This window comes from Psychromicrobium silvestre (assembly GCF_013408295.1).
GTDB lineage: Bacteria > Actinomycetota > Actinomycetes > Actinomycetales > Micrococcaceae > Renibacterium > Renibacterium silvestre.
This window is the reverse complement of the sequence record NZ_JACBYQ010000001.1, coordinates 1566316-1589604: the sequence shown is the minus strand read 5'-3', so window position 1 is coordinate 1589604 and position 23289 is coordinate 1566316. Positions and strand designations below refer to the sequence as shown.

Below are 23289 nucleotides of genomic sequence, written 5' to 3'. Positions count from 1 at the left end.
GGCGAGAGTCTTCTAGGTCCAAAAAAATCATGGTTTTACACGCATGTGGAGTGCTATCTCTTGCTAAGAGCCCATGAATCACTTGCAGCCAGGGTCTTCCTTGGGTGTGGAGTGACAAATGGGAAGGAGGCGAGTTGCTCACCAAGCTGATGAGAATTGCCGTCGACTTCTGACGTTTCCACATCCTCTTCAAGATGTGGCGGGCGGTCGCTAGGACGCCCCCTCCGAACGAAGCTTTTCTTTACATCGACCTATAAGCAATCGGTGATGGGGACAGTTGTCATGAAGAACAGAGCTAAATTTAGGTCCGTCGTATCTCTCGCAATCAGCCTAGAGGTGATGGCTCTCCTTCTCCGGCAACTTGGCTGCAGCGGGTTCATGGAAGAGTGCCTCGACTGATTCCGTACCGGCCCCCAAACTATCCGTGCTGACGGGCTTTGTAGGTCAGGCCCGTCCCCAGCTCACTGAGCTGAGTGAGAAGGTCAACGATTATCTGGCCCGCTTCCCCTCGGTGTTCTCAGGAACCTATCTCTCCCCGGACTCAAGACTGCTTAATATCGGAGTGACTGACCAGGGGCAAGGGTTCGTTGCCACACTCAAAGCGCCTTTAGCGATTTTGGATCCTGGAGCGACGCTGACTCGCTTGGTTCCGGCAGGCTATTCATTCACCAAACTTGAGGAGATCAAGTCATCAATTGTCAAGAACTACCTGCTGCAGCATGCTGACGAGGTAAATTCCGTGAGTATCGACCCCTCGCAGGATGCAGTGGTGGTTGGAGTCGGACTGGGGTCCGAGCAATCAGGCTCTGGAAACGCTGCCTCGGTGGCAAAAATTGCCTTGAGCTATGGGGATCGGTGGTCTTCCGAGAGAACATCGGGGAAGCTAGGCCGACTTCCAGCGACAATGATGTGGCTCCGCATCGTAGCGGTGCCGGGTACAACTGGTACGACGCCTCTGGGGGGAGCAAGTTCGCCCGCAGGAGTGTGCTCTACTGCGTTTCCTGTGCGGTTGAACAATGTGACTTATGAATTGACCGCAGGACACTGCAGGCCTGGTACCCAGTCGAGTTATGCTCAGGCGTATTCGGTTTCTGGTTCCTCCTACATGGGTAGCCCCTACACCACCACTTGGGTTGGCACTTAGGATACCTATGGAGATTTCGCCCTGTTGGGTGGATCTACCTATATCTCGAGAGTTTACAACTCGAATATTTACTCCGAGAGCACCTTGGATGTTGTCAACGTTTCCTGGAATTTCCCCACTGTCGGATCTGGAGTGTCCTCCAGTGGACACACCACCAGTCGGATCTGCCGCTACAAAGTGCTGGATGTCGACGCCTGTGTCAACTATGGCAGCGGCATCATAAGTTGCGAGATGTTCAGCATGACCTCGGACCAGAATCTGGATGGTTCCTATGACTGTTCAGGATTTGACCACGGTGACTCCGGTGGAGCACCGGTGCGGGTGCCGCTGGAGGTGGCGTTACCGCCTATGGCATCATCTCTGGAATGTCATCAGATTCATGTAATGGTCACAAGATCTACTATGGGACCTCGCTGCATGGTTTGAAGAAGTGGAGTCCCACCGTCACGATGCCTTAGAGGGGGCGGCATGCTCCACCTGCTGAAGCCTCGGACGCCAAAGCCTTGCTTTGCTGTGCCTGTGGGCGTACTCTGACAGGCTAGACAAATTTGGTCTGAGGGAGTAGATTAGAAATTCGCGTCTTTCCTGTTTACCCTCAGCCTTCATATAGCGGTGGGCTTGTCGTGCTCTGTGTCTGAATAGAGTACGCAGAGGTAGTGCAGAGACGCAGTAGCCTGAAGGTCTGTGGAAGGATCCCTCTTGGTCGCCTCAAGCGCCTCTAATAATCAAACCGCTAACAACGACGCCAATAGCACCGACGGTGCAACCCGGCGTATTTCATTCGCAAAGATTCACGAACCGCTTGATGTTCCGAATCTGCTTGCCTTGCAAACCGAGAGCTTTGACTGGCTCGTCGGCAACGAGCGCTGGCAGGACCGGATGCAGAAAGCCGTCAGTGCCGGGGACGAGAGCGTAGCAACTACCTCTGGTCTTTCGGATATCTTCGAGGAGATCTCCCCGATCGAGGATTTCCAGGGCACCATGTCCCTGAGCTTCTCCGAGCCGGAATTCGCTGATCCGAAGTACACGATGGACGAGTGCAAGGACCGCGACGCTACTTACGCCGCGCCGCTGTACGTCAAGGCCGAGTTCATGAACAACAACACCGGCGAAATCAAGCAGCAGACGGTGTTCATGGGTGATTTCCCGCTGATGACGGAGAAGGGTACCTTCGTGATCAACGGCACCGAGCGTGTCGTGGTCTCTCAGTTGGTGCGTTCTCCCGGTGCTTACTTCGAGCGCACTGCGGACAAGACCAGCGATAAGGACATCTTCACTGCGAAGATCATCCCCTCGCGTGGTGCCTGGTTCGAGCTCGAGATCGATAAGCGCGATCAGGTGGGCGTTCGCCTTGACCGTAAGCGCAAGCAGTCGGTCACCGTGTTGCTCAAGGCACTCGGTTGGACTGAGGGCCAGATCCTCGAAGAATTCGGCGAGTTCGATTCGATCCGCGCCACTCTGGAGAAGGACGGCACCGCGACCCGCGAGGACGCCTTGCTGGATATCTACCGCAAGCTGCGCCCGGGCGAGCCGCCGACGGTCGAAGCAGCGCAGACCCTGCTGGAGAACCTCTACTTCAACCCGAAGCGCTACGACCTGGCCAAGGTCGGTCGTTACAAGATCAACCGCAAGCTGGGCATCGACAAGTCGCTGACCGCTCCGGATGCTTCGGTTCTGGATATCGATGACATCGTCGCGATGATCAAGTTCCTGGTCACCCTGCACGCCGGTGGCAAGACGCTGATGGCCAAGCGCGATGGCAAGGATCAAGAGATCCGTGTCGAGATCGACGATATCGACCACTTCGGTAACCGTCGTATCCGCGCCGTGGGCGAGCTCATCGAGAACCAGGTCCGCACCGGTCTTTCCCGGATGGAACGCGTTGTTCGTGAGCGGATGACCACTCAGGACGTCGAGGCGATCACCCCGCAGACCTTGATCAACATCCGCCCCGTGGTGGCTGCGATCAAGGAGTTCTTCGGCACTTCGCAGCTTTCGCAGTTCATGGATCAGAACAACCCGCTGGCCGGTCTGACGCACAAGCGTCGTCTCTCCGCGCTGGGCCCGGGTGGTCTGTCCCGTGACCGTGCAGGCATGGAAGTTCGTGACGTGCACCCCTCGCACTACGGCCGGATGTGCCCCATTGAAACTCCTGAAGGCCCGAACATCGGCCTGATCGGTTCCTTGGCTTCCTATGGTCGGATTAATCCCTTCGGCTTCATCGAAACCCCGTACCGCAAGGTCTCTAAGGGCAAGGTCTCGGACGACGTCGATTACCTGACCGCTGATGATGAGGTCGAGGTTGTCATCGCGCAGGCTAACGCTCCGTTGGATGCCGATGGCAACTTTGTCGAAGAAACCGTGTTGGTTCGCCAGCGTGGTGGTGGCGGTGAGCCCGTGCTGATCCCGGCCGATGAGGTCGAGTACATGGACGTTTCCCCGCGTCAGATGGTGTCAGTTGCTACCGCGCTGATCCCGTTCCTTGAGCACGACGACGCAAACCGCGCCTTGATGGGTGCGAACATGCAGCGTCAGGCTGTGCCCCTGGTCCGTTCCGAAGCCCCTGTTGTGGGTACCGGTATGGAGCGCTCGGCCGCCGTGGATGCTGGCGACGTGGTGATTGCTAAGAAGGCTGGCGTGGTCAACGAGGTTTCTGCCGATCTGGTAGTGGTACTCAATGACGACGGCACCGAGACGAATTACCGGATCGCTAAGTACAACCGTTCCAACCAGGGCACCGCTTATAACCAGCGCGTCTTGGTCTCTGAAGGTCAGCGTCTCGAAATCGGTGGCATCATCGCCGACGGTCCCGCTACCGATCAGGGCGAGCTTGCGCTCGGTAAGAACCTGTTGGTTGCTTTCATGTCCTGGGAAGGCCACAACTTCGAGGATGCCATCATCCTCTCGCAGCGCCTGGTTGCCGAGGACGTGCTCTCCTCGATTCACATCGAAGAGCACGAAATTGATGCTCGCGACACCAAGCTCGGTGCCGAGGAGATCACCCGGGATATCCCGAACGTCTCCGAGGAGATCCTGGCTGGCCTGGACGAGCGCGGCATTATCCACATCGGCGCCGAGGTAGATGCTGGCGACATCCTGGTCGGAAAGGTCACTCCTAAGGGCGAGACCGAGCTGACCCCGGAAGAGCGTTTGCTGCGTGCCATCTTCGGTGAGAAGAGCCGTGAGGTTCGCGATACTTCGCTGAAGGTTCCGCACGGTGAGTCCGGTACCGTCATCGGCGTTCGGGTCTTCGACCGGGATAACGACGACGAGCTGCCCCCGGGTGTGAACCAGCTGGTTCGCGTCTACGTGGCTGCGAAGCGCAAGATCACCGACGGCGATAAGCTGGCCGGCCGTCACGGAAACAAGGGCGTTATCTCCAAGATCTTGCCGATCGAGGATATGCCGTTCCTTGCTGATGGCACCCCGGTGGACATCGTGCTGAACCCCTTGGGTGTGCCCGGACGTATGAACGTCGGACAGGTCCTGGAACTGCACCTTGGCTGGATTGCCAAGACCGGCTGGAAGGTGGAGGGCGAGCCCGAGTGGATGAAGAACCTACCGAACATGCCCCGCGAGACCGGACCTAACCAGATTCTGGCCACCCCGGTGTTCGATGGTGCTCGTGAGGAAGAGATCTCCGGTCTGCTGGACTCGACCAATGTCACCCGCGACGGCGATCGCCTGATCGACCGCTCCGGCAAGACCTTGTTGTTCGATGGCCGCTCCGGTGAGCCTTTCCCGGACCCGATCTCAGTCGGTTACATGTACATCTTGAAGCTTCACCACTTGGTGGACGACAAGATTCACGCCCGCTCCACCGGCCCGTACTCGATGATCACTCAGCAGCCGCTGGGTGGTAAGGCGCAGTTCGGCGGACAGCGTTTCGGTGAGATGGAAGTGTGGGCACTGGAAGCCTATGGTGCCGCTTACACCCTGCAGGAACTGCTGACCATCAAGTCGGATGATATCCATGGACGCGTCAAGGTCTACGAGGCGATCGTCAAGGGTGAGAACATTCCGGAGCCGGGCATCCCCGAATCCTTCAAGGTTCTGATCAAGGAAATGCAGTCGCTCTGCTTGAACGTGGAAGTTCTCTCCACCGAAGGCAACACGATTGAAATGCGTGACTCGGATGAAGAAGTCTTCCGAGCCGCGGAGGAACTCGGCATCGACCTCTCCAGGGCCGAGCCAAACTCCGTCGAAGAAGTGTAGCTACCTGCTGAGGATTGGAACATGCTACGGCGCCTGCTTCGCTTGACGGCGCTCTCCGCATATTCCGAATCCTCAGCGGGAGCCGGTTCTACCGTGGCGTGGTGGAATTTCGAGAAAGGCAAGCGTCAAGCGAAGCAGCTGCCGTTCGAAATTCCATCCGCGGCGGGGGCCCAACACAGACTTTGGTAAGACTTCAGAATTAGAGATAGAGAGATAAGGACCCACATGTCCAACGATTCTACTTTCGGCCTGATGCAGATCGGCCTGGCCACCGCGGATGATATCCGTGATTGGTCTTTTGGCGAGGTCAAGAAGCCGGAAACCATTAATTACCGTACCCTCAAGCCGGAGAAGGACGGACTCTTCTGTGAGAAGATCTTCGGCCCTTCCCGTGACTGGGAATGCTACTGCGGCAAGTACAAGCGCGTCCGATTCAAGGGCATCATCTGTGAGCGCTGTGGCGTTGAGGTGACCCGTGCCAAGGTGCGTCGTGAGCGGATGGGCCACATTGAACTGGCTGCCCCGGTCACTCACATCTGGTACTTCAAGGGCGTCCCCTCGCGTTTGGGTTACTTGCTCGATTTGGCACCGAAGGACCTGGAAAAGGTCATCTACTTCGCCGCCTACATGATCACCAGCGTCGATGAGGAAGCTCGTCACGCCGAACTGCCTAACCTGCAGGCTGAGCATGACCTGGAGAAGAAGCGTCTCGAAGATACTCGTGACTCCGATATCGCAGCTATTGCACGTGACCTCGAAGGCGAGCTGACTAAGCTCGAGGGCGAGGGCGCCAAGGCTGCGGATAAGAAGAAGGCCCGCGACTCTGCGGATCGTCAGATGGCGAACGTGCGTAAGCGTGCGGATGCCGACGTCGAGCGCCTGGTCCAGGTCTGGGACCGCTTCAAGAACCTCAAGGTCGCCGATCTGGAAGGCGATGAAGGCCTCTACCGCGAATTGCGTGACCGCTACGGTCTGTACTTCGAGGGCTCCATGGGTGCCGAGGCGATCAAGAAGCGCCTGGAGAACTTTGATATGCAGGGCGAGTCTGACTCCCTTCGCGACATCATCCAGAACGGCAAGGGCCAGCGTAAGACCCGTGCCCTGAAGCGGCTCAAGGTGGTCAACGCTTTTCTTACCACCAAGAACAGCCCGCTTGGCATGGTTCTTGACGCCGTCCCGGTGATCCCGCCGGAACTGCGCCCGATGGTCCAGCTCGATGGTGGCCGGTTCGCCACCTCGGACCTGAACGACCTGTACCGCCGCGTGATCAACCGCAACAACCGACTCAAGCGCTTGCTTGATCTGGGCGCTCCGGAGATCATCGTGAACAATGAGAAGCGGATGCTCCAGGAAGCCGTCGACTCGCTCTTCGACAACGGTCGTCGTGGCCGTCCGGTGACCGGTCCGGGCAACCGACCGCTGAAGTCCCTGAGCGACATGCTCAAGGGCAAGCAGGGTCGTTTCCGTCAGAACCTGTTGGGTAAGCGCGTGGACTACTCGGGCCGTTCGGTCATCGTGGTTGGTCCGCAGCTTAAGCTGCACCAGTGCGGCCTGCCCAAGCAGATGGCTCTGGAACTGTTCAAGCCCTTTGTAATGAAGCGCCTGGTCGATCTCAACCATGCACAGAACATCAAGAGCGCCAAGCGGATGGTTGAGCGTTACCGCCCGCAGGTCTGGGATGTGCTGGAAGAAATCATCACCGAACACCCGGTGCTGCTTAACCGTGCACCAACCCTGCACCGTTTGGGTATCCAGGCTTTTGAGCCGCAGTTGGTCGAAGGCAAGGCCATCCAGCTTCACCCGCTGGTTTGTGGTGCCTTCAACGCTGACTTCGACGGCGACCAGATGGCTGTGCACTTGCCGTTGAGCCCCGAGGCTCAGGCCGAGGCGCGCATCTTGATGCTCTCCTCGAACAACATTCTGAAGCCCTCCGATGGCCGCCCGGTCACCCTGCCTTCGCAGGATATGATCATCGGTCTGTACCACTTGACCACCAAGCGCGTGGGCTCTGTGGGTGAAGGCCGGATCTTCAGCTCGCAGTCCGAGGCGATCATGGCGCACGACGCCGGTCAGTTGCACTTGAACTCGACCGTCAAGATCCGCTTGAACAACTTCGTACCCTTCGCAGGCTGGGAAGCCCCAGAAGGTTGGGAAATTGGTCAGCCGGTGCTGCTGGAGACTTCGCTCGGACAGGTCATCTTCAATGACACCCTGCCCGCGGATTACCCTTGGGTTTCCGAGGTTGCGGATAAGGGCCAGCTCTCCGAGATCGTCAATGATCTGGCTGAGCGCTACCCGAAGGTCGTTGTTGCGGCAACCCTGGACAACCTCAAGGATGCCGGTTTCTACTGGGCAACCCGTTCGGGTGTCACCGTGGCTATCTCGGACATCGAGGTTCCGGCTGCCAAGCCGGCGATCCTGGAAGGCTACGAGACCAAGGCCGCCAAGGTGCAGTCCCAGTTCGAGAAGGGTCTGATCGCCGACGACGAGCGTCGTCAGGAACTGATCGATATCTGGAACCAGGCGACCAACGATGTGGCTGATGCTATGCGCAAGAGCCTCTCTGCCTCCAACACCATTAACCGGATGGTTTCCTCCGGTGCTCGTGGTAACTGGATGCAGGTCCGTCAGATTGCCGGTATCCGTGGCCTGGTGGCCAACCCGAAGGGCGAGATTATCCCTCGTCCGATCAAGTCCTCCTACCGTGAGGGCCTGTCGGTCTTGGAATACTTCATTGCCACGCACGGTGCCCGTAAGGGTCTGGCCGATACCGCTCTGCGTACTGCTAACTCGGGTTATTTGACCCGTCGTTTGGTGGACGTTTCGCAGGATGTCATCGTTCGCGAGGACGATTGCGGTACCGAGCGTGGCTTGACGCTGCCGATCGCGGTGGCGGATGCCAATGGCGAATTGGTCATGCACGAGGAGGTCGAGAACAGCGTTTACGCTCGTACTCTGGCCACCGAGGTGACCGACGCTAAGGGCAAGGTGCTCGCGGAAGCTGGAGCCGACGTCGGCGATGTGCTGATTGCGAAGCTCTTCGAAGCGGGCGTCACCGAGGTCAAGGTGCGCTCCGTGCTGACCTGTGAGTCCGCCGTCGGAACCTGCGCACAGTGCTATGGCCGCTCCTTGGCCACCGGCAAGCTGGTGGACATTGGCGAGGCAGTCGGCATTATCGCTGCACAGTCGATCGGTGAGCCCGGTACCCAGCTGACCATGCGTACCTTCCACACCGGTGGTGCTGTTTCCGCCAGCCGTGGTGAGGACATCACCCAGGGTCTACCCCGTATCCAGGAGCTCTTCGAAGCGCGTACTCCTAAGGGTGTGGCTCCGATTGCGGAGGCCGCCGGCAGGATCACGCTCGAGGAATCTGAGCGTCAGATGCGTCTGGTGCTTACTCCGGACGATGGAACCGAAGAGATCGCTTACCCGATCCTGCGCCGTGCCCGTCTGCTGGTTGCCGATGGCGACCGCGTCGAGGTTGGCCAGAAGCTTGTGGTCGGCGCCGTCGATCCCAAGCAGGTGCTGCGTATCCTCGGCCCGCGTGCTGCTCAGAAGCACTTGGTGGAGGAAGTCCAGGGCGTGTACCGCAGCCAGGGTGTGGGCATCCACGATAAGCACGTGGAGGTCATCGTCCGTCAGATGCTGCGTCGCGTCACGGTCATCGAGTCCGGTGAATCTAACCTCTTGCCGGGTGAACTCGCTGAGCGCGGTCGCTTCGAGGCGGAAAACCGTCGGGTTGTCTCTGAAGGTCTGAAGCCCGCTTCCGGCCGTAACGAGCTGATGGGTATCACCAAGGCCTCGCTGGCAACCGAGTCGTGGCTCTCCGCCGCGTCCTTCCAGGAGACCACCCGGGTGCTTACCCAGGCGGCCATGGAAGGCAAGTCGGATCCGCTGCTCGGCCTGAAGGAGAACGTGATCATCGGTAAGTTGATCCCGGCCGGTACCGGTCTGCCGCGTTACACCGAAATCACGGTGGAGCCGACAGAAGAGGCCAAGGCCAATCTGTTCACCGCGCCGAGCGCTTTCAGCGATTTCGACTACGCCGGGGTCGGTGGGGATCTCACTCCTGAGTTCCATGCCATCCCCCTGGACGATTACGACCTGGGTAGCGATTTCCGTTAGGGATTTGAGCGCCCCTATAGTGTCGCTGTAGCGCCACAATAGGGGCCTCATGCCCACTTTAGTTCTCTGACGAAGGGCCCTGCACTCCGGTGCAGGGCCCTTCGTGGTTGCCGGCCTTGGGTGGAACCGATACCCGAAAGTTATTCTGCGGAACTATTCCGCAAAGCCACTTATTCCGTATGATGTACTAAATGAATCTTCCGGATCAGGAGTAAGTATGAGCAACGACTTCATCCCGCCAGCCGGGGAGCCACCTCAGGTTCCTCCTGCCCCGCAGCTTCCGGGAGCTCAAAACCAGCCTTCCCAGTACCCGGCACCCCAGTATCCAGAGTCTCAGTACCCGGAGCCGCAGTACCAGCCTGGTCCGCCAACGCCCCAGTACCCGACTTCCTATCCTGTGGCAGCTCAATATCCGGCGGCGCCTCAATATGGTCAGCTTGCGCCTACCAGCCCACAGGGCTTTTACGGTGCGACTGCCCCAACACCGCCACCGACCCCTAAGAAGCGCCGTGGCCTACTGATAGGACTGTTGGCAGGAGGATTGGCTTTGGTGCTGATCCTGGTGGCCGGGGGAGTGTGGTTCGCCAATGCTTCAACCAAGAACGCTCCGGAACAACAGGTCAAGGCATTTCTGCAAGCGCTGGTGGATGGCAAGGCCGAAGAGGCGATGCGGCTTAGCCATAATCAGCTCAGCGAGCAAGATCGGCTTCTCATTAACGATCAGGTCTACTCGGCTGCTGAGGGCAAAATCAGCGGCTACAGCATTGGCAAAGTCACGGTGAAGGATGGCAAGGCGACGGTCGCCGCCGAGCTCAGCCAGGGTGGTACCAGCATTTCGAAAGACTTCACGCTTTCCACTGCGGGTAAGGATTTCCTGGTCGATAAATGGGTGCTTGACCCGATAGCGCTGCCCACTGCCGTGGTCAAGCTCAGCGGTCCCGCTAGCACAGGTCTCAGCCTGGCCGGCGTCGAGCTGCACCCGGAAGTCTCCGCGGCCGCTGGCATGAAGCCTGCCTCGCTGAAGGCGGCCACGGTCAAGCTGCTGCCGGGAAATTACCAGCTTGCCCCGATGCATCAGGATCCGGCGATCACCGTGACCGAGCAACTCGTGGAGGTACAAGGTTTTGATGGCGAGCCCGGTAGCTACACCCTGGCTAGTACGCTGACCACCGCCGGAAAAGCTTCGATCACCGCCGCTGTGAGCAAGTATCTTGATGCTTGTGCCGCGCAGCATGTGATGGCACCAGCAAACTGTCCTTTCGCGGGTCAGCTCTCGGCCGAAGCTGAGAAGTACAAGGTGGGAGCCTTTACCTGGACCCTCACCGCCAAGCCCACCCTGAAAATTAGTGAATGGTCGAACTCTCTTGGCTGGCTGGTGATTGGCAGTAAGAACGGCACCGTAAACGGAAAGGTAAACCTTGCGGACGGCGATCGGACCGGCACGGCGACCATTACTGGGCTGAAGTTCGGGCTGGGCGGTTTCGTCCTGGAGATCAAGAACGGGCAAGCGAAGTTTGTCCGGATCGGTGTCTCTTCGGGAGCCTGAGGGCTCAGCCCGCGGCTCCCCAGAGGGAAGTTGCCCATTCCGGATGGTCGATGAAGGGGTTACGGTTCTTCTGCCATTTGCTGAAGATCACTTCGTTGCGATTCTTCTCAAAGGCATCCGGGGGATCCTGGGCGTTCCACTTCAGAAGCACCGACAGTTTGCCCATAAAGGGGTTCGAACCGTTGCTGGTGCTCTCGTTGAGTTCCAAGTTGGCGAAACCGTCGTCGCCTTCGTAGCGGACGGCCATGTACATTAGCATCCGGGCAATATCACCCTTGACGGCGTCCCGAGGCTCCCAGGAGTCGGCGTCGGTGAGGTTGCCGGGCGCCTCGGCGACCGGCTGCCCGCCGTTGTCGAAGTCCTTATTGCCGCGGGCCGAATTTACCGTGACATCGGTGGGACGCAGGTGGTGCAGATCGGTTCCCGGACCGGTGGCTGTACCGAAGTCGCCATGCGATTTGGCAAAGACATGCTCGCGATTCCAGTCATCCACTCCGCCGCCATGCTGGCTCTTGGGTACCGAGTTGCCGGTGTAGAGCTCAATTACATTATTCGGATTGGCTGGATCCTGATCGGTGTCTTGGATTCCATTCCAGACGGCGTCGTAGCTCAGCTTGGTCATGGGGGTGATGATGTTATGCAGTGCCGTGCGTAGAGCGGTGCCGGTCTTTCCCAGGGCATTCTTGTAGTAGGTGCTGTCGTAGTCGGAGCTATTTGTGGGCGGGTTTGTTGGATCCGTTGGGTCCGTTGGGTTGGTGCTAGATCCGTCTTTGCTAAAGGCGGTTCCGTTGATTAGCCCTGGATGCGAGAAGTAGGCACTCGCTGTGCCGGTCACCGTGATTCGAGTGCCCTTGAGCGAGGGGTTGCTCTTCAGGCCGAATCCGGCACGAAAAGAACTAGGGATCTGTACGTAGAGCATCTTGGCGGTGCTGCTCTCGGTGGCCGCATCGGCCAATGCAAGAGCGTAGTCACTGGGGTATCCCGAGGTCACCACCGTGCTGGTAGCGGTTGGTTGGCCGACGATGTAGCCACTGACCGTTTGACTACTACCGTTTTGGTTTGCGATCACGGCGGCCACCGTGGAGCCGGTAGCGGCTTGGGCGGGGGTCGTCACTACAAGTTGGAGGAGGGTAAGAGCGGCTAGAATAAGAAAAGCTAGCGGACTGGATAACTTGCCGTATGGCTTGTTAGGTAGCTTGATAACTTGCGGGGTAGCGCTTCGGACCACGGACATGAATTGACTCCTGCTAGGCCAACTGGGGGAGTGTAGCTGCGTTCTGGACACTACGGCCGCCAGGTGAAGATACGGTGAAAGAATTCTGTACTCGAGCTGGATATTTGCTGTGTATTAGATAAGTTCGAGTGAGCTCTGCTATGCTAGTGACAATTGTTTTTGTGGCAGTGGATTAGCGGCGTCTGATTTCTGGGGGCTCGCAGTTCCGGGTTGCAGGGTCCTTGTGCAACGAATGCCACATTTTTGCATGCCCAGGACGAATGATCGAGGCCAAACCTCCGTTATTTGCCGTGGCTACGCGACAGCAGACAGAAATCAAGAATCAAGATGTACGGAGAATAAGTGCCTACGATCAACCAGCTGGTCCGGAAGGGCCGCTCGCCCAAGGTCTCTAAGACCAAGGCTCCCGCGCTGAAGAATAACCCGATGCGCCGCGGTGTCTGTACCCGTGTGTACACCACCACCCCGAAGAAGCCGAACTCGGCTCTGCGTAAAGTCGCCCGTGTGCGTTTGACCGGTGGCATTGAAGTGACCGCTTACATCCCCGGTGTTGGCCACAACCTGCAGGAACACTCCATCGTGCTGGTGCGCGGTGGTCGTGTGAAGGATCTGCCCGGTGTGCGTTACAAGATCGTCCGTGGCGCTCTCGACACCCAAGGTGTAAAGAACCGCAAGCAGGCCCGTAGCAAGTACGGCGCGAAGATGGAGAAGAAGTAATATGCCTCGCAAGGGTCCGGCCCCCAAGCGGCCGCTCGTCATCGATCCGGTTTACGGATCCCCGCTGGTTACCCAGCTGATCAACAAGATCTTGGTAGACGGCAAGAAGTCCACTGCCGAGCGCATTGTCTACGGTGCACTCCAGGGTGCCCAGGAGAAGACCGGTGGCGATCCGGTTGCCGCGCTCAAGAAGGCCATGGACAACATCAAGCCGAGCCTTGAGGTCAAGTCCCGCCGTGTTGGTGGCGCTACCTACCAGGTTCCGGTTGAGGTCAAGCCGGGCCGTGCTACCGCACTCGCCCTGCGCTGGTTGGTTGGCTACTCCAAGGCTCGCCGGGAGAAGACCATGACCGAGCGCTTGCGCAACGAGATTCTGGACGCCTCCAACGGCCTCGGTGCCGCTGTGAAGCGCCGCGAAGATACCCACAAGATGGCAGAAGCCAACCGGGCCTTCGCTCACTACCGCTGGTAGTCCCGATGCGCCGGGTTCCCTCGAATTGCTCCGCAATTTGAGGGAACCCGGCGCATCGGGGCCCACCCTTCCCGCAGTTTGCGTGAGTGAACTGAGCGGGTGGGACTGAACGCTAGAACAGGACGACGGCGGGCCGCACCGTGTTGGTGACCGAACCGCCGTCGTCAGCTTGCTTTGCATTACTACTTACTACCTTGAACTAGGGAGACACTGTGGCACAGGACGTGCTGACCGACCTCACCAAGGTCCGCAATATCGGCATCATGGCGCACATCGATGCTGGTAAGACCACTACTACCGAACGCATCCTGTTCTACACGGGTGTGAACCACAAGATCGGCGAGACCCACGACGGTGCTTCGACGACCGACTGGATGGAACAGGAAAAAGAGCGCGGCATCACCATTACCAGTGCTGCTGTGACCTGTTTCTGGAACAAGAACCAGATCAACATCATCGACACCCCGGGCCACGTTGACTTCACCGTCGAGGTGGAGCGGTCCTTGCGCGTGCTTGACGGCGCCGTTGCAGTTTTCGACGGCAAAGAAGGTGTGGAGCCGCAGTCCGAGACTGTCTGGCGCCAAGCCGATAAGTACAACGTGCCGCGTATCTGCTTCGTGAACAAGATGGACAAGCTCGGTGCTGATTTCTACTTCACCGTAGACACCATCATCGGTCGTCTTGGCGCCAAGCCGCTCGTTATGCAGCTGCCGATTGGTGCCGAGAACGACTTTGTGGGCGTTGTTGACCTGCTCGAAATGCGTGCTTTGGTGTGGCCTGGCGATGCCAAGGGCGACGTAACCATGGGTGCTGCCTACGAGGTTCAGGAGATCCCCGCTGACCTTCAGGCCAAAGCCGAGGAATACCGCGCGCAGCTGGTGGAAACCGTTGCCGAGGCTTCCGAAGAGCTGATGGAGAAGTACCTCGAAGGCGAAGAGATCTCGATCGACGAGCTCAAGGCTGGCATCCGCAAGATGACCATCAACTCCGAGCTCTACCCGGTGTTCTGTGGCTCGGCCTTCAAGAACCGCGGCGTTCAGCCGATGCTTGACGCTGTGATCGACTTCCTGCCGTCTCCTCTGGATGTTCCTCCGATGATCGGCCACGATCCGCGGAACGAAGAGACCGAGCTGACTCGTAAGCCGAGCACCGAAGAGCCTTTCTCGGCTCTCGCGTTCAAGGTTGCGACTCACCCGTTCTTCGGCCAGTTGATCTTCATCCGGGTTTACTCCGGTGAAATCACTTCCGGTACCCAGGTGCTCAACTCGACCAAGGGTAAGAAGGAGCGCGTTGGCAAGCTCTTCCAGATGCACGCCAATAAGGAAATGCCGGTCGAGGGCGCACACGCCGGTCACATCTATGCGGCAATCGGCCTGAAGGACACCACTACCGGTGACACCCTGTCCGATATCGGTTCGCCGATCGTACTCGAGTCGATGAGCTTCCCGGAGCCCGTTATCTCGGTTGCTATTGAGCCGAAGACCAAGGGTGACCAGGAGAAGCTCTCCACCGCCATCCAGAAACTCTCTGCCGAGGATCCGACCTTCCGGGTCAACCTCGACGAGGACACTGGCCAGACCATTATCGCCGGCATGGGCGAGCTCCACCTGGACATCCTGGTGGACCGCATGCGTCGCGAATTCCGGGTCGAAGCCAATGTGGGCAAGCCGCAGGTCGCCTACCGTGAGACGATTCGTCGCAAGGTGGAAAAGCACGACTACACCCACAAGAAGCAGACTGGTGGTTCTGGCCAGTTCGCTAAGATCCAGATTGCGATCGAACCCTTGGACACCTCCGAAGGTGCCCTCTACGAGTTCGATAACAAGGTCACCGGTGGTCGTGTTCCTCGCGAATACATCCCCAGCGTTGATGCGGGTATCCAGGATGCGCTCACCGATGGTGTGCTCGCAGGCTACCCCGTTGTCGGCATCAAGGCGACGCTGCTTGACGGCGCCTACCACGACGTCGACTCCTCCGAAATGGCCTTCAAGATCGCCGGTCGTATGGCGTTCAAGGAAGCCGCTCGGAAGGCTGATCCGGTTCTGCTCGAACCCATGATGGAAGTTGAAGTCCGTACGCCCGAGGATTACATGGGCGATGTTATCGGTGACCTCAACGCACGTCGTGGCCAGATGCAGTCCATGGAAGATGCCACAGGCGTCAAGGTCATCCGGGCCTTGGTTCCGCTGTCCGGAATGTTCGGTTACATCGGCGATCTGCGGTCTAAGACCCAGGGTCGTGCAGTGTACTCGATGCAGTTCGACAGCTACGCCGAGGTCCCGAAGGCAGTAGCCGACGAGATCATCCAGAAGGCTCGTGGCGAATAAGCTTAAGGCTTATCGGCTCCGTGCCAAGCAAGTAATTTCAACAAGATTTCAACAAATAACAGACCACCAGTAGACTTGATAAGGTTTCAGTGACGAAAAGCGTCCTGATGGCAAGTTTTCTGAATAAACGTTCTAGGAGGAACCTGTGGCGAAGGCAAAGTTCGAGCGGACTAAGCCGCACGTTAACATCGGCACCATCGGTCACGTTGACCATGGCAAGACCACGTTGACGGCTGCCATTTCCAAGGTACTTTACGATAAGTACCCGACACTCAACGAGGCGCGTGATTTCGCTTCTATCGACTCGGCTCCCGAGGAGAAGCAGCGCGGTATCACGATCAACATCTCCCACGTTGAATATCAGACCGAGAAGCGTCACTATGCACACGTTGACGCCCCGGGCCACGCTGACTACATCAAGAACATGATCACCGGTGCTGCTCAGATGGATGGCGCGATCCTTGTGGTTGCCGCTACTGACGGCCCGATGGCTCAGACCCGTGAGCACGTTCTGCTCGCCCGCCAGGTTGGTGTTCCCTACCTGTTGGTCGCGCTGAACAAGTCCGACATGGTTGAGGACGAGGAACTCCTCGACCTCGTCGAAATGGAAGTCCGTGAGCTCTTGAGCTCGCAGGAATTCGATGGAGACAACGCGCCGGTGATCCGCGTTTCGGGCCTGAAGGCTCTGGAAGGCGATCCCCAGTGGGTCAAGTCCGTTGAGGACTTGATGGATGCCGTGGACGAGAACGTTCCGGACCCCATCCGCGATAAGGACAAGCCGTTCCTGATGCCGATCGAAGATGTTTTCACCATCACCGGTCGTGGCACCGTGGTGACCGGTCGCGCCGAGCGTGGCACCCTCGCCATCAACTCCGAGGTCGAGATCGTTGGCATCCGCCCGGTCCAGAAGACCACGGTGACTGGTATCGAGATGTTCCACAAGCAGCTCGACGAGGCTTGGGCAGGCGAGAACTGTGGTCTGCTGCTTCGAGGCATCAAGCGTGAAGACGTTGAGCGTGGCCAGGTTGTTGTGAAGCCGGGTTCCATTACCCCGCACACCGACTTCGAGGCGAACGTTTACATCCTGTCCAAGGATGAAGGCGGCCGTCACAACCCGTTCTACTCGAACTACCGTCCGCAGTTCTACTTCCGCACCACCGACGTCACCGGCGTCATCACGTTGCCGGAAGGCACCGAGATGGTTATGCCTGGCGACAACACTGAAATGACTGTGGCGCTGATCCAGCCCATCGCCATGGAAGAAGGCCTCGGCTTCGCTATCCGCGAAGGCGGCCGCACCGTTGGTTCGGGCCGTGTTACCAAGATCATCAAGTAACACCCTGTTCTAAAAGAAGGGCCCGATTCGCTGAGCGAATCGGGCCCTTCTTGTTTTGTTTTCGCGCTCTTTTCCGTTCGTCCCGTTTCACTCGCGTTGTTCCGTTCCCGTTGCTTCCTGTTTCTGGTGGCCCCCTCCGCCGTCGAGTGTGGAGATCTGCACCTTCTCGGCCCTCAGAACCTGTTGATCTCCACACTCAACGCTGCGGACCGGGAGTTTGAAAGGATCGAGTGGGGAGTAGGGCGGGGGAGTAGGGATCGGGCGCGGTTAGGGGAAACGGTGTCCTTGAACTTGCGACCGCTGTCTCGCGATAGTCCATTGACCTCGGGATAGCCCGTTGACGCGACAGTGAGCTATCGCCAAGTCAGTAAGCTATCCCGACGGCGGCGAGGTGGGTGAGTGCCGGGACGACGCGACGGCGGGATGACGGCGGTGTGAGCGACGGCGGCAAGGGGGACGAGGCGACGGCGACGGCGGCCAGGGGGAAGGGACGACGGCGGCGCAGGCAGGACGGCGATTGCCGCCAGGGCTGAAGTAGTTACAGCGCTGATAGTGTGTCAGAACGGATTGGGACGATATGCGGCGATATGGAGTGTGCAATGGGTTGGCTGATTTTTCTAATTGTGGTGGTTGTTTTGGTCGGGGTGGGGTTCACCTTGCGTAAGACCTTTAGCCGGGAGATCGATAGGTACAAGCGAATTCGCCGCTCCCAGAAAGGCGAGTAGCCTCCGAAGCCTCGCACCTTGGCCAGCTACCGCGAGCAATGTAAACGGACCTCCTGTCGCGCGAGGCCCTTGGGCGGCAGCCCAGTTGGCAATTTCCTGGGAAATCCGGCATACTAGACAAGTTGTTCAAGCGCTTCTTCGCGTCCCCGTCCGGATAATGCCGGGTGTGAGGGTCCAGGTTGAGGTCCAAACATAACCCACCAACTTTTGTTGCAAGGTCGAGTCTGCGTGAATTACGCGACACGCCCGAGCGCGGGGGTCGGTGCTCCGATGTATTGAGGAACCCGGTAATGCTCCGGATTCAGTACATGCGGAATAGCACTACAGATAAGCAGTGCAAGTAAGTCAACAGAGCAGCATAGAGCAAGCCAGGAAGAGAGCCTAAGCCATGGCGGGACAAAAAATCCGCATCCGGCTGAAGTCGTATGACCACGAGGTCATTGACGTTTCAGCCCGGAAGATCGTTGAGACGGTCACACGCGCTGGCGCAACGGTAGTCGGCCCCGTGCCGCTGCCGACGGAGAAGAACGTTTATTGCGTCATCCGTTCGCCGCACAAGTACAAGGACAGCCGCGAGCACTTTGAAATGCGCACGCACAAGCGTCTGATTGACATCATTGACCCCACACCGAAGGCTGTTGACTCGCTTATGCGCCTCGACCTGCCTGCCGATGTGAACATCGAAATCAAACTTTAAGGGAGGTGCTGAGAAAACTATGACCGTGATCCGTAATGTAAAGGGAATCCTGGGCACGAAGCTCGGCATGACCCAGGTCTGGGATGAGAACAACAAGCTCATTCCAGTTACCGTCGTCCAGGCCGATTCCAACGTCGTCACCCAGTTGCGTGACGCCGCAAAGGATGGCTACACCGCCGTTCAGATCGGCTACGGCCAGATCGATCCGCGCAAGGTGACCAAGCCGCTTGCTGGCCACTTCGAGAAGGCTGGGGTCACCCCGCGCCGTCACGTCGTTGAGCTACGTACCGCTGATGCTGAGTCCTACACCCTGGGCCAGGAGCTCTCCGTGGAGATCTTCGAAGCCGGCCAGAAGGTCGACGTCGTTGGAACCTCCAAGGGTAAGGGCTTCGCCGGTGTGATGAAGCGTCACGGCTTCCATGGTGTTGGCGCCTCGCACGGTGCTCACAAGAACCACCGTAAGCCCGGCTCCATCGGTGGCGCGTCCACCCCGAGCCGTGTTTTCAAGGGCGTTCGGATGGCTGGCCGGATGGGCGCGGTGCGTCACACCACCATGAACCTCACTGTCCACGCTATCGACGCTGAGAAGTCGCTGCTGCTCATCAAGGGTGCCGTCCCCGGTGCCCGCGGCCAGGTTGTGCTCGTGCGCAGCGCCGTGAAGGGAGCCTAAGACCATGGCTACGAAAACCGTAAAAGTTACTCTGCCCGCTGAGATCTTCGACGTACAGACCAACGTGCCCTTGCTGCACCAGGTCGTCGTCGCGCAGCTCGCCGCGGCTCGTCAGGGTACTCACAAGACCAAGACCCGCGCCGAAGTTTCCGGTGCAGGCCGCAAGCCGTTCAAGCAGAAGGGCACCGGCCGGGCTCGTCAGGGCTCCATCCGCGCCCCGCACATGACCGGTGGTGGCGTCGTGCACGGCCCGACCCCGCGCGATTACAGCCAGCGCACCCCCAAGAAGATGAAGGCAGCTGCTCTGCGCGGCGCTCTGTCTGACCGGGCACGCAACGGCCGCATCCACGTGGTTTCCGAGTTGGTTGCCGGCACCAAGCCGTCCGCCAAGGAAGCTCTGGCTACCCTGCGTAGCCTGAGCGAGCGGAAGAACCTGCTGGTCGTCATCGAACGCGCCAACGACGTTACTGCTCTGTCGGTACGCAACCTGGCCGAAGTCCACGTACTTTACGCGGATCAGCTGAACACCTACGATGTCTTGGTTTCCGACGACGTCGTGTTCACCAACGCTGCCTACGAGGCTTTCGTTTCCGGCAAGGCCGCGAACGATGCTTTCGGCGCTGGCGCTCCGGTGGAAGAGGTTGAGGAAGAGACCGAGGCTGTTGAAGCTAAGGAATCCACCAAGGCCGCGCCGAAGTACGCGGGTTCGCGTGCTCCTCTCGCCGATGCCAAGAAGGCCCCTAAGGGCTTTGACATCAAGGGCAACGAGGATTCCATGAAGTACCACGTTCCTGGCTCGCGGTGGTATGACAACACCGTTGCCGAGATCTGGTTTGCCACCGTGGAGGATGCTGAAGCCGCTGGCTTCGTTCCTGCCGGCGGCAAATCCGCTCAGGAGACAAGCCAAGAGACTGATGAGGAGGACGCCAAGTGACCGCAGTTACTAGCGCGGCTGTTAGTTCAGCTATCCACACCAAAGATCCCCGCGACGTGGTGCTTGCACCGGTCGTTTCGGAGAAGAGCTACGGCCTGATCGACGAAGGTAAATACACCTTCTTGGTCGACCCGCGTTCAAACAAGACCGAGATCAAGTTTGCCGTGGAGAAAATTTTCTCCGTCAAGGTGGACTCGATCAACACCATCAACCGTGCCGGTAAGCGCAAGCGAACCAAATTCGGATGGGGACAGCGCAAGAATACCAAGCGCGCAATTGTCACCCTGAAGGAAGGCACAATTGACATCTTCGGCGGTCCGCTCGCGTAGCGGAGACCACTTTAACGAGGAAATATAATGGGAATCCGTAAATACAAGCCGACAACCCCGGGCCGTCGTGGCTCGAGCGTTGCCGACTTCGCAGAAATCACGCGGTCGACGCCGGAGAAGTCTCTGGTCCGTCCGCTGCCCAAATCGGGCGGCCGCAACAACACCGGTAAGATCACTACCCGTCACAAGGGTGGTGGACACAAGCGCCAGTACCGTCTGATCGACTTCCGTCGTCATGACAAGGACGGCGTGAATGCCAAGGTTGCGGAGATCGAATACGATCCGAACCGTACCGCTCGCATTGCGCTATTGCACTATGTTGATGGCACTAAGCGTTACATCATTGCTCCGAATAAGCTTCAGCAGGGTGACTTCGTCGAGGCTGGTCCGTCCGCGGATATCAAGCCCGGCAACAACCTGCCGCTGCGCAACATCCCGGTGGGTACGACTATCCACGCTGTGGAGTTGCGTCCCGGTGGCGGTGCCAAGATGGCTCGTTCGGCTGGTGCTTCGGTCCAGCTGGTAGCCAAGGAAGGCCGCTTCGCGCAGTTGCGTTTGCCTTCCGGTGAAATCCGTAACGTTGATGTGCGCTGCCGCGCCACCGTTGGCGAGGTCGGCAACGCCGAGCAGTCGAACATCAACTGGGGCAAGGCCGGTCGTAATCGCTGGCGCGGTATCCGTCCGACCGTTCGTGGCGTTGCCATGAACCCGGTGGATCACCCGCACGGTGGTGGTGAAGGTAAGACCTCTGGTGGCCGTCACCCGGTCAACCCGAATGGTAAACGTGAGGGTCGCACCCGCCGCCCGAATAAAGAGAGCGACAAACTCATTGTGCGTCGCCGTCGTACTGGCAAGAACAAGCGATAGGAGCCTGGACAGATGCCACGCAGCCTGAAAAAAGGTCCTTTCGTTGACCAGCACCTCTTTGTGAAGGTAGCAAACGAAAACGAAAAGGGCACCAAGAACGTTATCAAGACCTGGTCCCGCCGGTCCATGATCGTCCCCGATATGCTCGGGCACACGATCGCCGTGCACGACGGCCGCAAGCACATCCCGGTGTTCGTCACCGAGTCGATGGTCGGGCACAAATTGGGCGAATTCGCTCCAACGCGGACTTTCCGCGGCCATGTGAAGGACGACCGTAAGGGCAAGCGCCGCTAGGCGCCTGCAATTACGGCTAAGACGAGAGAAGGAAAGCAATGGAAGCCAAGGCCATTGCGCGGCACATCCGCGTAACGCCTATGAAGGCCCGGCGCGTCGTCAACCTGATTCGTGGCAAGCAAGCGAATGAGGCCCTGGCGATTCTGAAGTTTGCCCCGCAGGCAGCTTCGGAGCCGGTATTCAAAGTACTCCAGTCCGCAGTAGCTAACGCTCGCGTGCTGGCCGACCGGGACAGTGTTGCCTTCGATGAGGGCGATCTCTACATCAGCGAAGCTTTCGTTGATGAGGGTCCCACCATGAAGCGGTTCCAGCCGCGTGCCCAAGGCCGCGCCTACCGCATCAAGAAGCGCACCAGCCACATCACTGTGGTCGTTGCCACCCCGAGTGAGGAGGAGAACTAAGTGGGACAGAAAGTAAACCCGCACGGGTTCCGCCTCGGTATCACCACCAACCATGTCTCGCATTGGTTCGCTGACTCCAACAAGGCCGGCCAGCGCTACAAGGATTTCGTTCGTGAGGACGTTAAGATCCGCCAGCTCATGTCCACGGGCATGGAGCGCGCCGGCATCGCCAAGGTTGAAATCGAGCGCACCCGTGACCGCGTCCGCGTCGACATTCACACCGCCCGTCCGGGCATTGTGATCGGTCGTCGTGGAGCCGAAGCAGACCGTATTCGCGGCGAGCTGGAGAAGCTCACCGGGAAGCAGGTGCAGCTGAACATCCTCGAGGTGAAGAACCCCGAGATCGAAGCTCAGCTGGTTGCTCAGGGCATCGCCGAGCAGCTCTCTTCGCGTGTGGCTTTCCGCCGCGCTATGAAGAAGGCTATGCAGTCCGCGCAGCGCGCCGGTGCCAAGGGCATCCGGGTGCAGTGCTCGGGCCGTTTGGGCGGCGCCGAAATGAGCCGTTCCGAGTTCTACCGCGAAGGCCGCGTACCGCTGCACACCTTGCGTGCGCAGATCGACTACGGCTTCTTCGAGGCGAAGACCACCTTCGGCCGTATCGGCGTGAAGGTCTGGATCTACAAGGGCGATGTCACCGCGAAGGAACTGGCGCAGCAGGCTGCTACCGCTCCTTCCCGTGGCCGTGGCCCGCGCCCCGATGGCGATCGTGGCCCTCGTGGTCCCCGTCGTGATGGCGGTGGCCCTCGCAGGGACAACCAGCGCAATGACCGTAACGAGAACGCCGCTGTTGAAGCTGCTCCGGCAGCTGCCGCGGCTACAGAGGGGAGTGAGGCTTAAATGCTGATCCCACGTCGTGTGAAGCACCGTAAGCAGCACCACCCCGGCCGTTCCGGCCAGGCGACCGGTGGCACCAAGGTCAACTTTGGTGAATACGGTATTCAGGCACTCAGCCCGGCTTATGTAACGAACCGTCAGATCGAGTCCGCTCGTATCGCGATGACCCGTCACATCAAGCGTGGTGGAAAGGTCTGGATCAACATTTACCCGGACCGCCCGATCACCAAGAAGCCTGCTGAAACCCGTATGGGTTCCGGTAAGGGTTCGCCCGAGTGGTGGGTCGCCAACGTCAAGCCGGGCCGGGTTCTGTTTGAACTCTCCGGTGTCAATGAAGAAGTTGCTCGTGAGGCTCTGCGCCTTGCAATCCACAAGCTGCCCCTGCGGGCACGCATTGTGCGTCGTGAAGGTGGTGAATAGAA

19 protein-coding genes are annotated in these 23289 nt (G+C 58.9%); 18 read left to right on the top strand and 1 reads right to left on the bottom strand.

Annotated features, from left to right (window positions below; all coding sequences use genetic code 11):
- The first annotated feature begins 1843 nt into the window (after positions 1–1843).
- The 3 genes from rpoB to FHU41_RS07495 all read left to right on the top strand — a co-directional run bounded on the left by rpoB (position 1844) and on the right by FHU41_RS07495 (position 11030).
- Positions 1844–5359, top strand: coding sequence for a DNA-directed RNA polymerase subunit beta (gene rpoB / locus FHU41_RS07505; protein ID WP_179389181.1), 3516 nt, complete (start codon positions 1844–1846; stop codon positions 5357–5359).
- Between the two features lie 225 nt (positions 5360–5584).
- Positions 5585–9484 (top strand): DNA-directed RNA polymerase subunit beta', encoded by a 3900-nt coding sequence (locus tag FHU41_RS07500; RefSeq protein WP_179388938.1) that lies wholly within the window; start codon positions 5585–5587, stop codon positions 9482–9484.
- 217 nt (positions 9485–9701) lie between these two features.
- Positions 9702–11030 carry a hypothetical protein gene (locus FHU41_RS07495; RefSeq protein WP_179388937.1) on the top strand — a complete coding sequence of 443 codons (1329 nt, stop codon included), beginning with the start codon at positions 9702–9704 and terminating at the stop codon, positions 11028–11030.
- Positions 11031–11034: 4 nt separating this feature from the next.
- Here the strand turns inward: FHU41_RS07495 and FHU41_RS07490 are convergent, their stop codons facing one another.
- Complete coding sequence (locus FHU41_RS07490; RefSeq protein ID WP_343046273.1) at positions 11035–12144, bottom strand: endonuclease; 1110 nt, start codon at positions 12142–12144, stop codon at positions 11035–11037.
- Between the two features lie 462 nt (positions 12145–12606).
- On the opposite strand from FHU41_RS07490, the gene rpsL reads away from it, so the two are divergent.
- The 15 genes from rpsL to rplP all read left to right on the top strand — a co-directional run bounded on the left by rpsL (position 12607) and on the right by rplP (position 23287).
- A complete protein-coding gene (gene rpsL / locus FHU41_RS07485; RefSeq protein ID WP_045075289.1) occupies positions 12607–12981 on the top strand; it encodes a 30S ribosomal protein S12 in 375 nt (124 codons plus the stop codon).
- 1 nt (position 12982) lies between these two features.
- Positions 12983–13453: a 30S ribosomal protein S7 gene (rpsG, locus tag FHU41_RS07480; RefSeq protein ID WP_045075287.1), complete on the top strand. Its 471-nt coding sequence runs from the start codon at positions 12983–12985 to the stop codon at positions 13451–13453.
- Positions 13454–13665: 212 nt separating this feature from the next.
- Positions 13666–15780, top strand: coding sequence for an elongation factor G (fusA, locus tag FHU41_RS07475; RefSeq protein WP_179388935.1), 2115 nt, complete (start codon positions 13666–13668; stop codon positions 15778–15780).
- A gap of 145 nt (positions 15781–15925) precedes the next feature.
- Positions 15926–17116 (top strand): elongation factor Tu, encoded by a 1191-nt coding sequence (gene tuf / locus FHU41_RS07470; protein ID WP_179388934.1) that lies wholly within the window; start codon positions 15926–15928, stop codon positions 17114–17116.
- Positions 17117–17511: 395 nt separating this feature from the next.
- A complete protein-coding gene (locus tag FHU41_RS07465; RefSeq protein WP_179388933.1) occupies positions 17512–17649 on the top strand; it encodes a hypothetical protein in 138 nt (45 codons plus the stop codon).
- Positions 17650–17715: 66 nt separating this feature from the next.
- Positions 17716–17841: a hypothetical protein gene (locus tag FHU41_RS15280; RefSeq protein WP_281360577.1), complete on the top strand. Its 126-nt coding sequence runs from the start codon at positions 17716–17718 to the stop codon at positions 17839–17841.
- Between the two features lie 388 nt (positions 17842–18229).
- Positions 18230–18538 (top strand): 30S ribosomal protein S10, encoded by a 309-nt coding sequence (gene rpsJ / locus FHU41_RS07460; RefSeq protein ID WP_003803825.1) that lies wholly within the window; start codon positions 18230–18232, stop codon positions 18536–18538.
- 19 nt (positions 18539–18557) lie between these two features.
- Positions 18558–19208 (top strand): 50S ribosomal protein L3, encoded by a 651-nt coding sequence (gene rplC / locus FHU41_RS07455; RefSeq protein ID WP_179388932.1) that lies wholly within the window; start codon positions 18558–18560, stop codon positions 19206–19208.
- Between the two features lie 4 nt (positions 19209–19212).
- Positions 19213–20142, top strand: coding sequence for a 50S ribosomal protein L4, sunset domain variant (gene rplD, locus FHU41_RS07450; RefSeq protein WP_179388931.1), 930 nt, complete (start codon positions 19213–19215; stop codon positions 20140–20142).
- A gap of 32 nt (positions 20143–20174) precedes the next feature.
- Positions 20175–20471: a 50S ribosomal protein L23 gene (gene rplW / locus FHU41_RS07445; RefSeq protein ID WP_179389180.1), complete on the top strand. Its 297-nt coding sequence runs from the start codon at positions 20175–20177 to the stop codon at positions 20469–20471.
- 27 nt (positions 20472–20498) lie between these two features.
- Positions 20499–21338, top strand: a complete 840-nt coding sequence (gene rplB, locus FHU41_RS07440; RefSeq protein ID WP_179388930.1) for a 50S ribosomal protein L2 — start codon at positions 20499–20501, stop codon at positions 21336–21338.
- A gap of 12 nt (positions 21339–21350) precedes the next feature.
- Positions 21351–21632 (top strand): 30S ribosomal protein S19, encoded by a 282-nt coding sequence (rpsS, locus tag FHU41_RS07435; RefSeq protein WP_045075261.1) that lies wholly within the window; start codon positions 21351–21353, stop codon positions 21630–21632.
- A gap of 38 nt (positions 21633–21670) precedes the next feature.
- Positions 21671–22033 (top strand): 50S ribosomal protein L22, encoded by a 363-nt coding sequence (gene rplV / locus FHU41_RS07430; protein WP_179388929.1) that lies wholly within the window; start codon positions 21671–21673, stop codon positions 22031–22033.
- Entirely contained in the window at positions 22034–22870 is an 837-nt protein-coding gene (gene rpsC, locus FHU41_RS07425) for a 30S ribosomal protein S3 (protein ID WP_179388928.1), read from the top strand.
- Complete coding sequence (rplP, locus tag FHU41_RS07420; RefSeq protein ID WP_179388927.1) at positions 22871–23287, top strand: 50S ribosomal protein L16; 417 nt, start codon at positions 22871–22873, stop codon at positions 23285–23287. It begins immediately after the preceding gene.
- Positions 23288–23289: the final 2 nt, after the last annotated feature.

Coding starts and splice junctions, on each gene's coding strand:
- FHU41_RS07500 (WP_179388938.1), top strand. CDS start 5,585: ATGTCCAACGATTCTACTTTCGGCCTGATGCAGATCGGCCTGGCCACC.
- rplC (WP_179388932.1), top strand. CDS start 18,558: ATGACCGTGATCCGTAATGTAAAGGGAATCCTGGGCACGAAGCTCGGC.
- rplP (WP_179388927.1), top strand. CDS start 22,871: ATGCTGATCCCACGTCGTGTGAAGCACCGTAAGCAGCACCACCCCGGC.
- rpsG (WP_045075287.1), top strand. CDS start 12,983: ATGCCTCGCAAGGGTCCGGCCCCCAAGCGGCCGCTCGTCATCGATCCG.
- FHU41_RS15280 (WP_281360577.1), top strand. CDS start 17,716: ATGGGTTGGCTGATTTTTCTAATTGTGGTGGTTGTTTTGGTCGGGGTG.
- FHU41_RS07495 (WP_179388937.1), top strand. CDS start 9,702: ATGAGCAACGACTTCATCCCGCCAGCCGGGGAGCCACCTCAGGTTCCT.
- rpsJ (WP_003803825.1), top strand. CDS start 18,230: ATGGCGGGACAAAAAATCCGCATCCGGCTGAAGTCGTATGACCACGAG.
- rplV (WP_179388929.1), top strand. CDS start 21,671: ATGGAAGCCAAGGCCATTGCGCGGCACATCCGCGTAACGCCTATGAAG.
- rpsS (WP_045075261.1), top strand. CDS start 21,351: ATGCCACGCAGCCTGAAAAAAGGTCCTTTCGTTGACCAGCACCTCTTT.
- rplB (WP_179388930.1), top strand. CDS start 20,499: ATGGGAATCCGTAAATACAAGCCGACAACCCCGGGCCGTCGTGGCTCG.
- rplD (WP_179388931.1), top strand. CDS start 19,213: ATGGCTACGAAAACCGTAAAAGTTACTCTGCCCGCTGAGATCTTCGAC.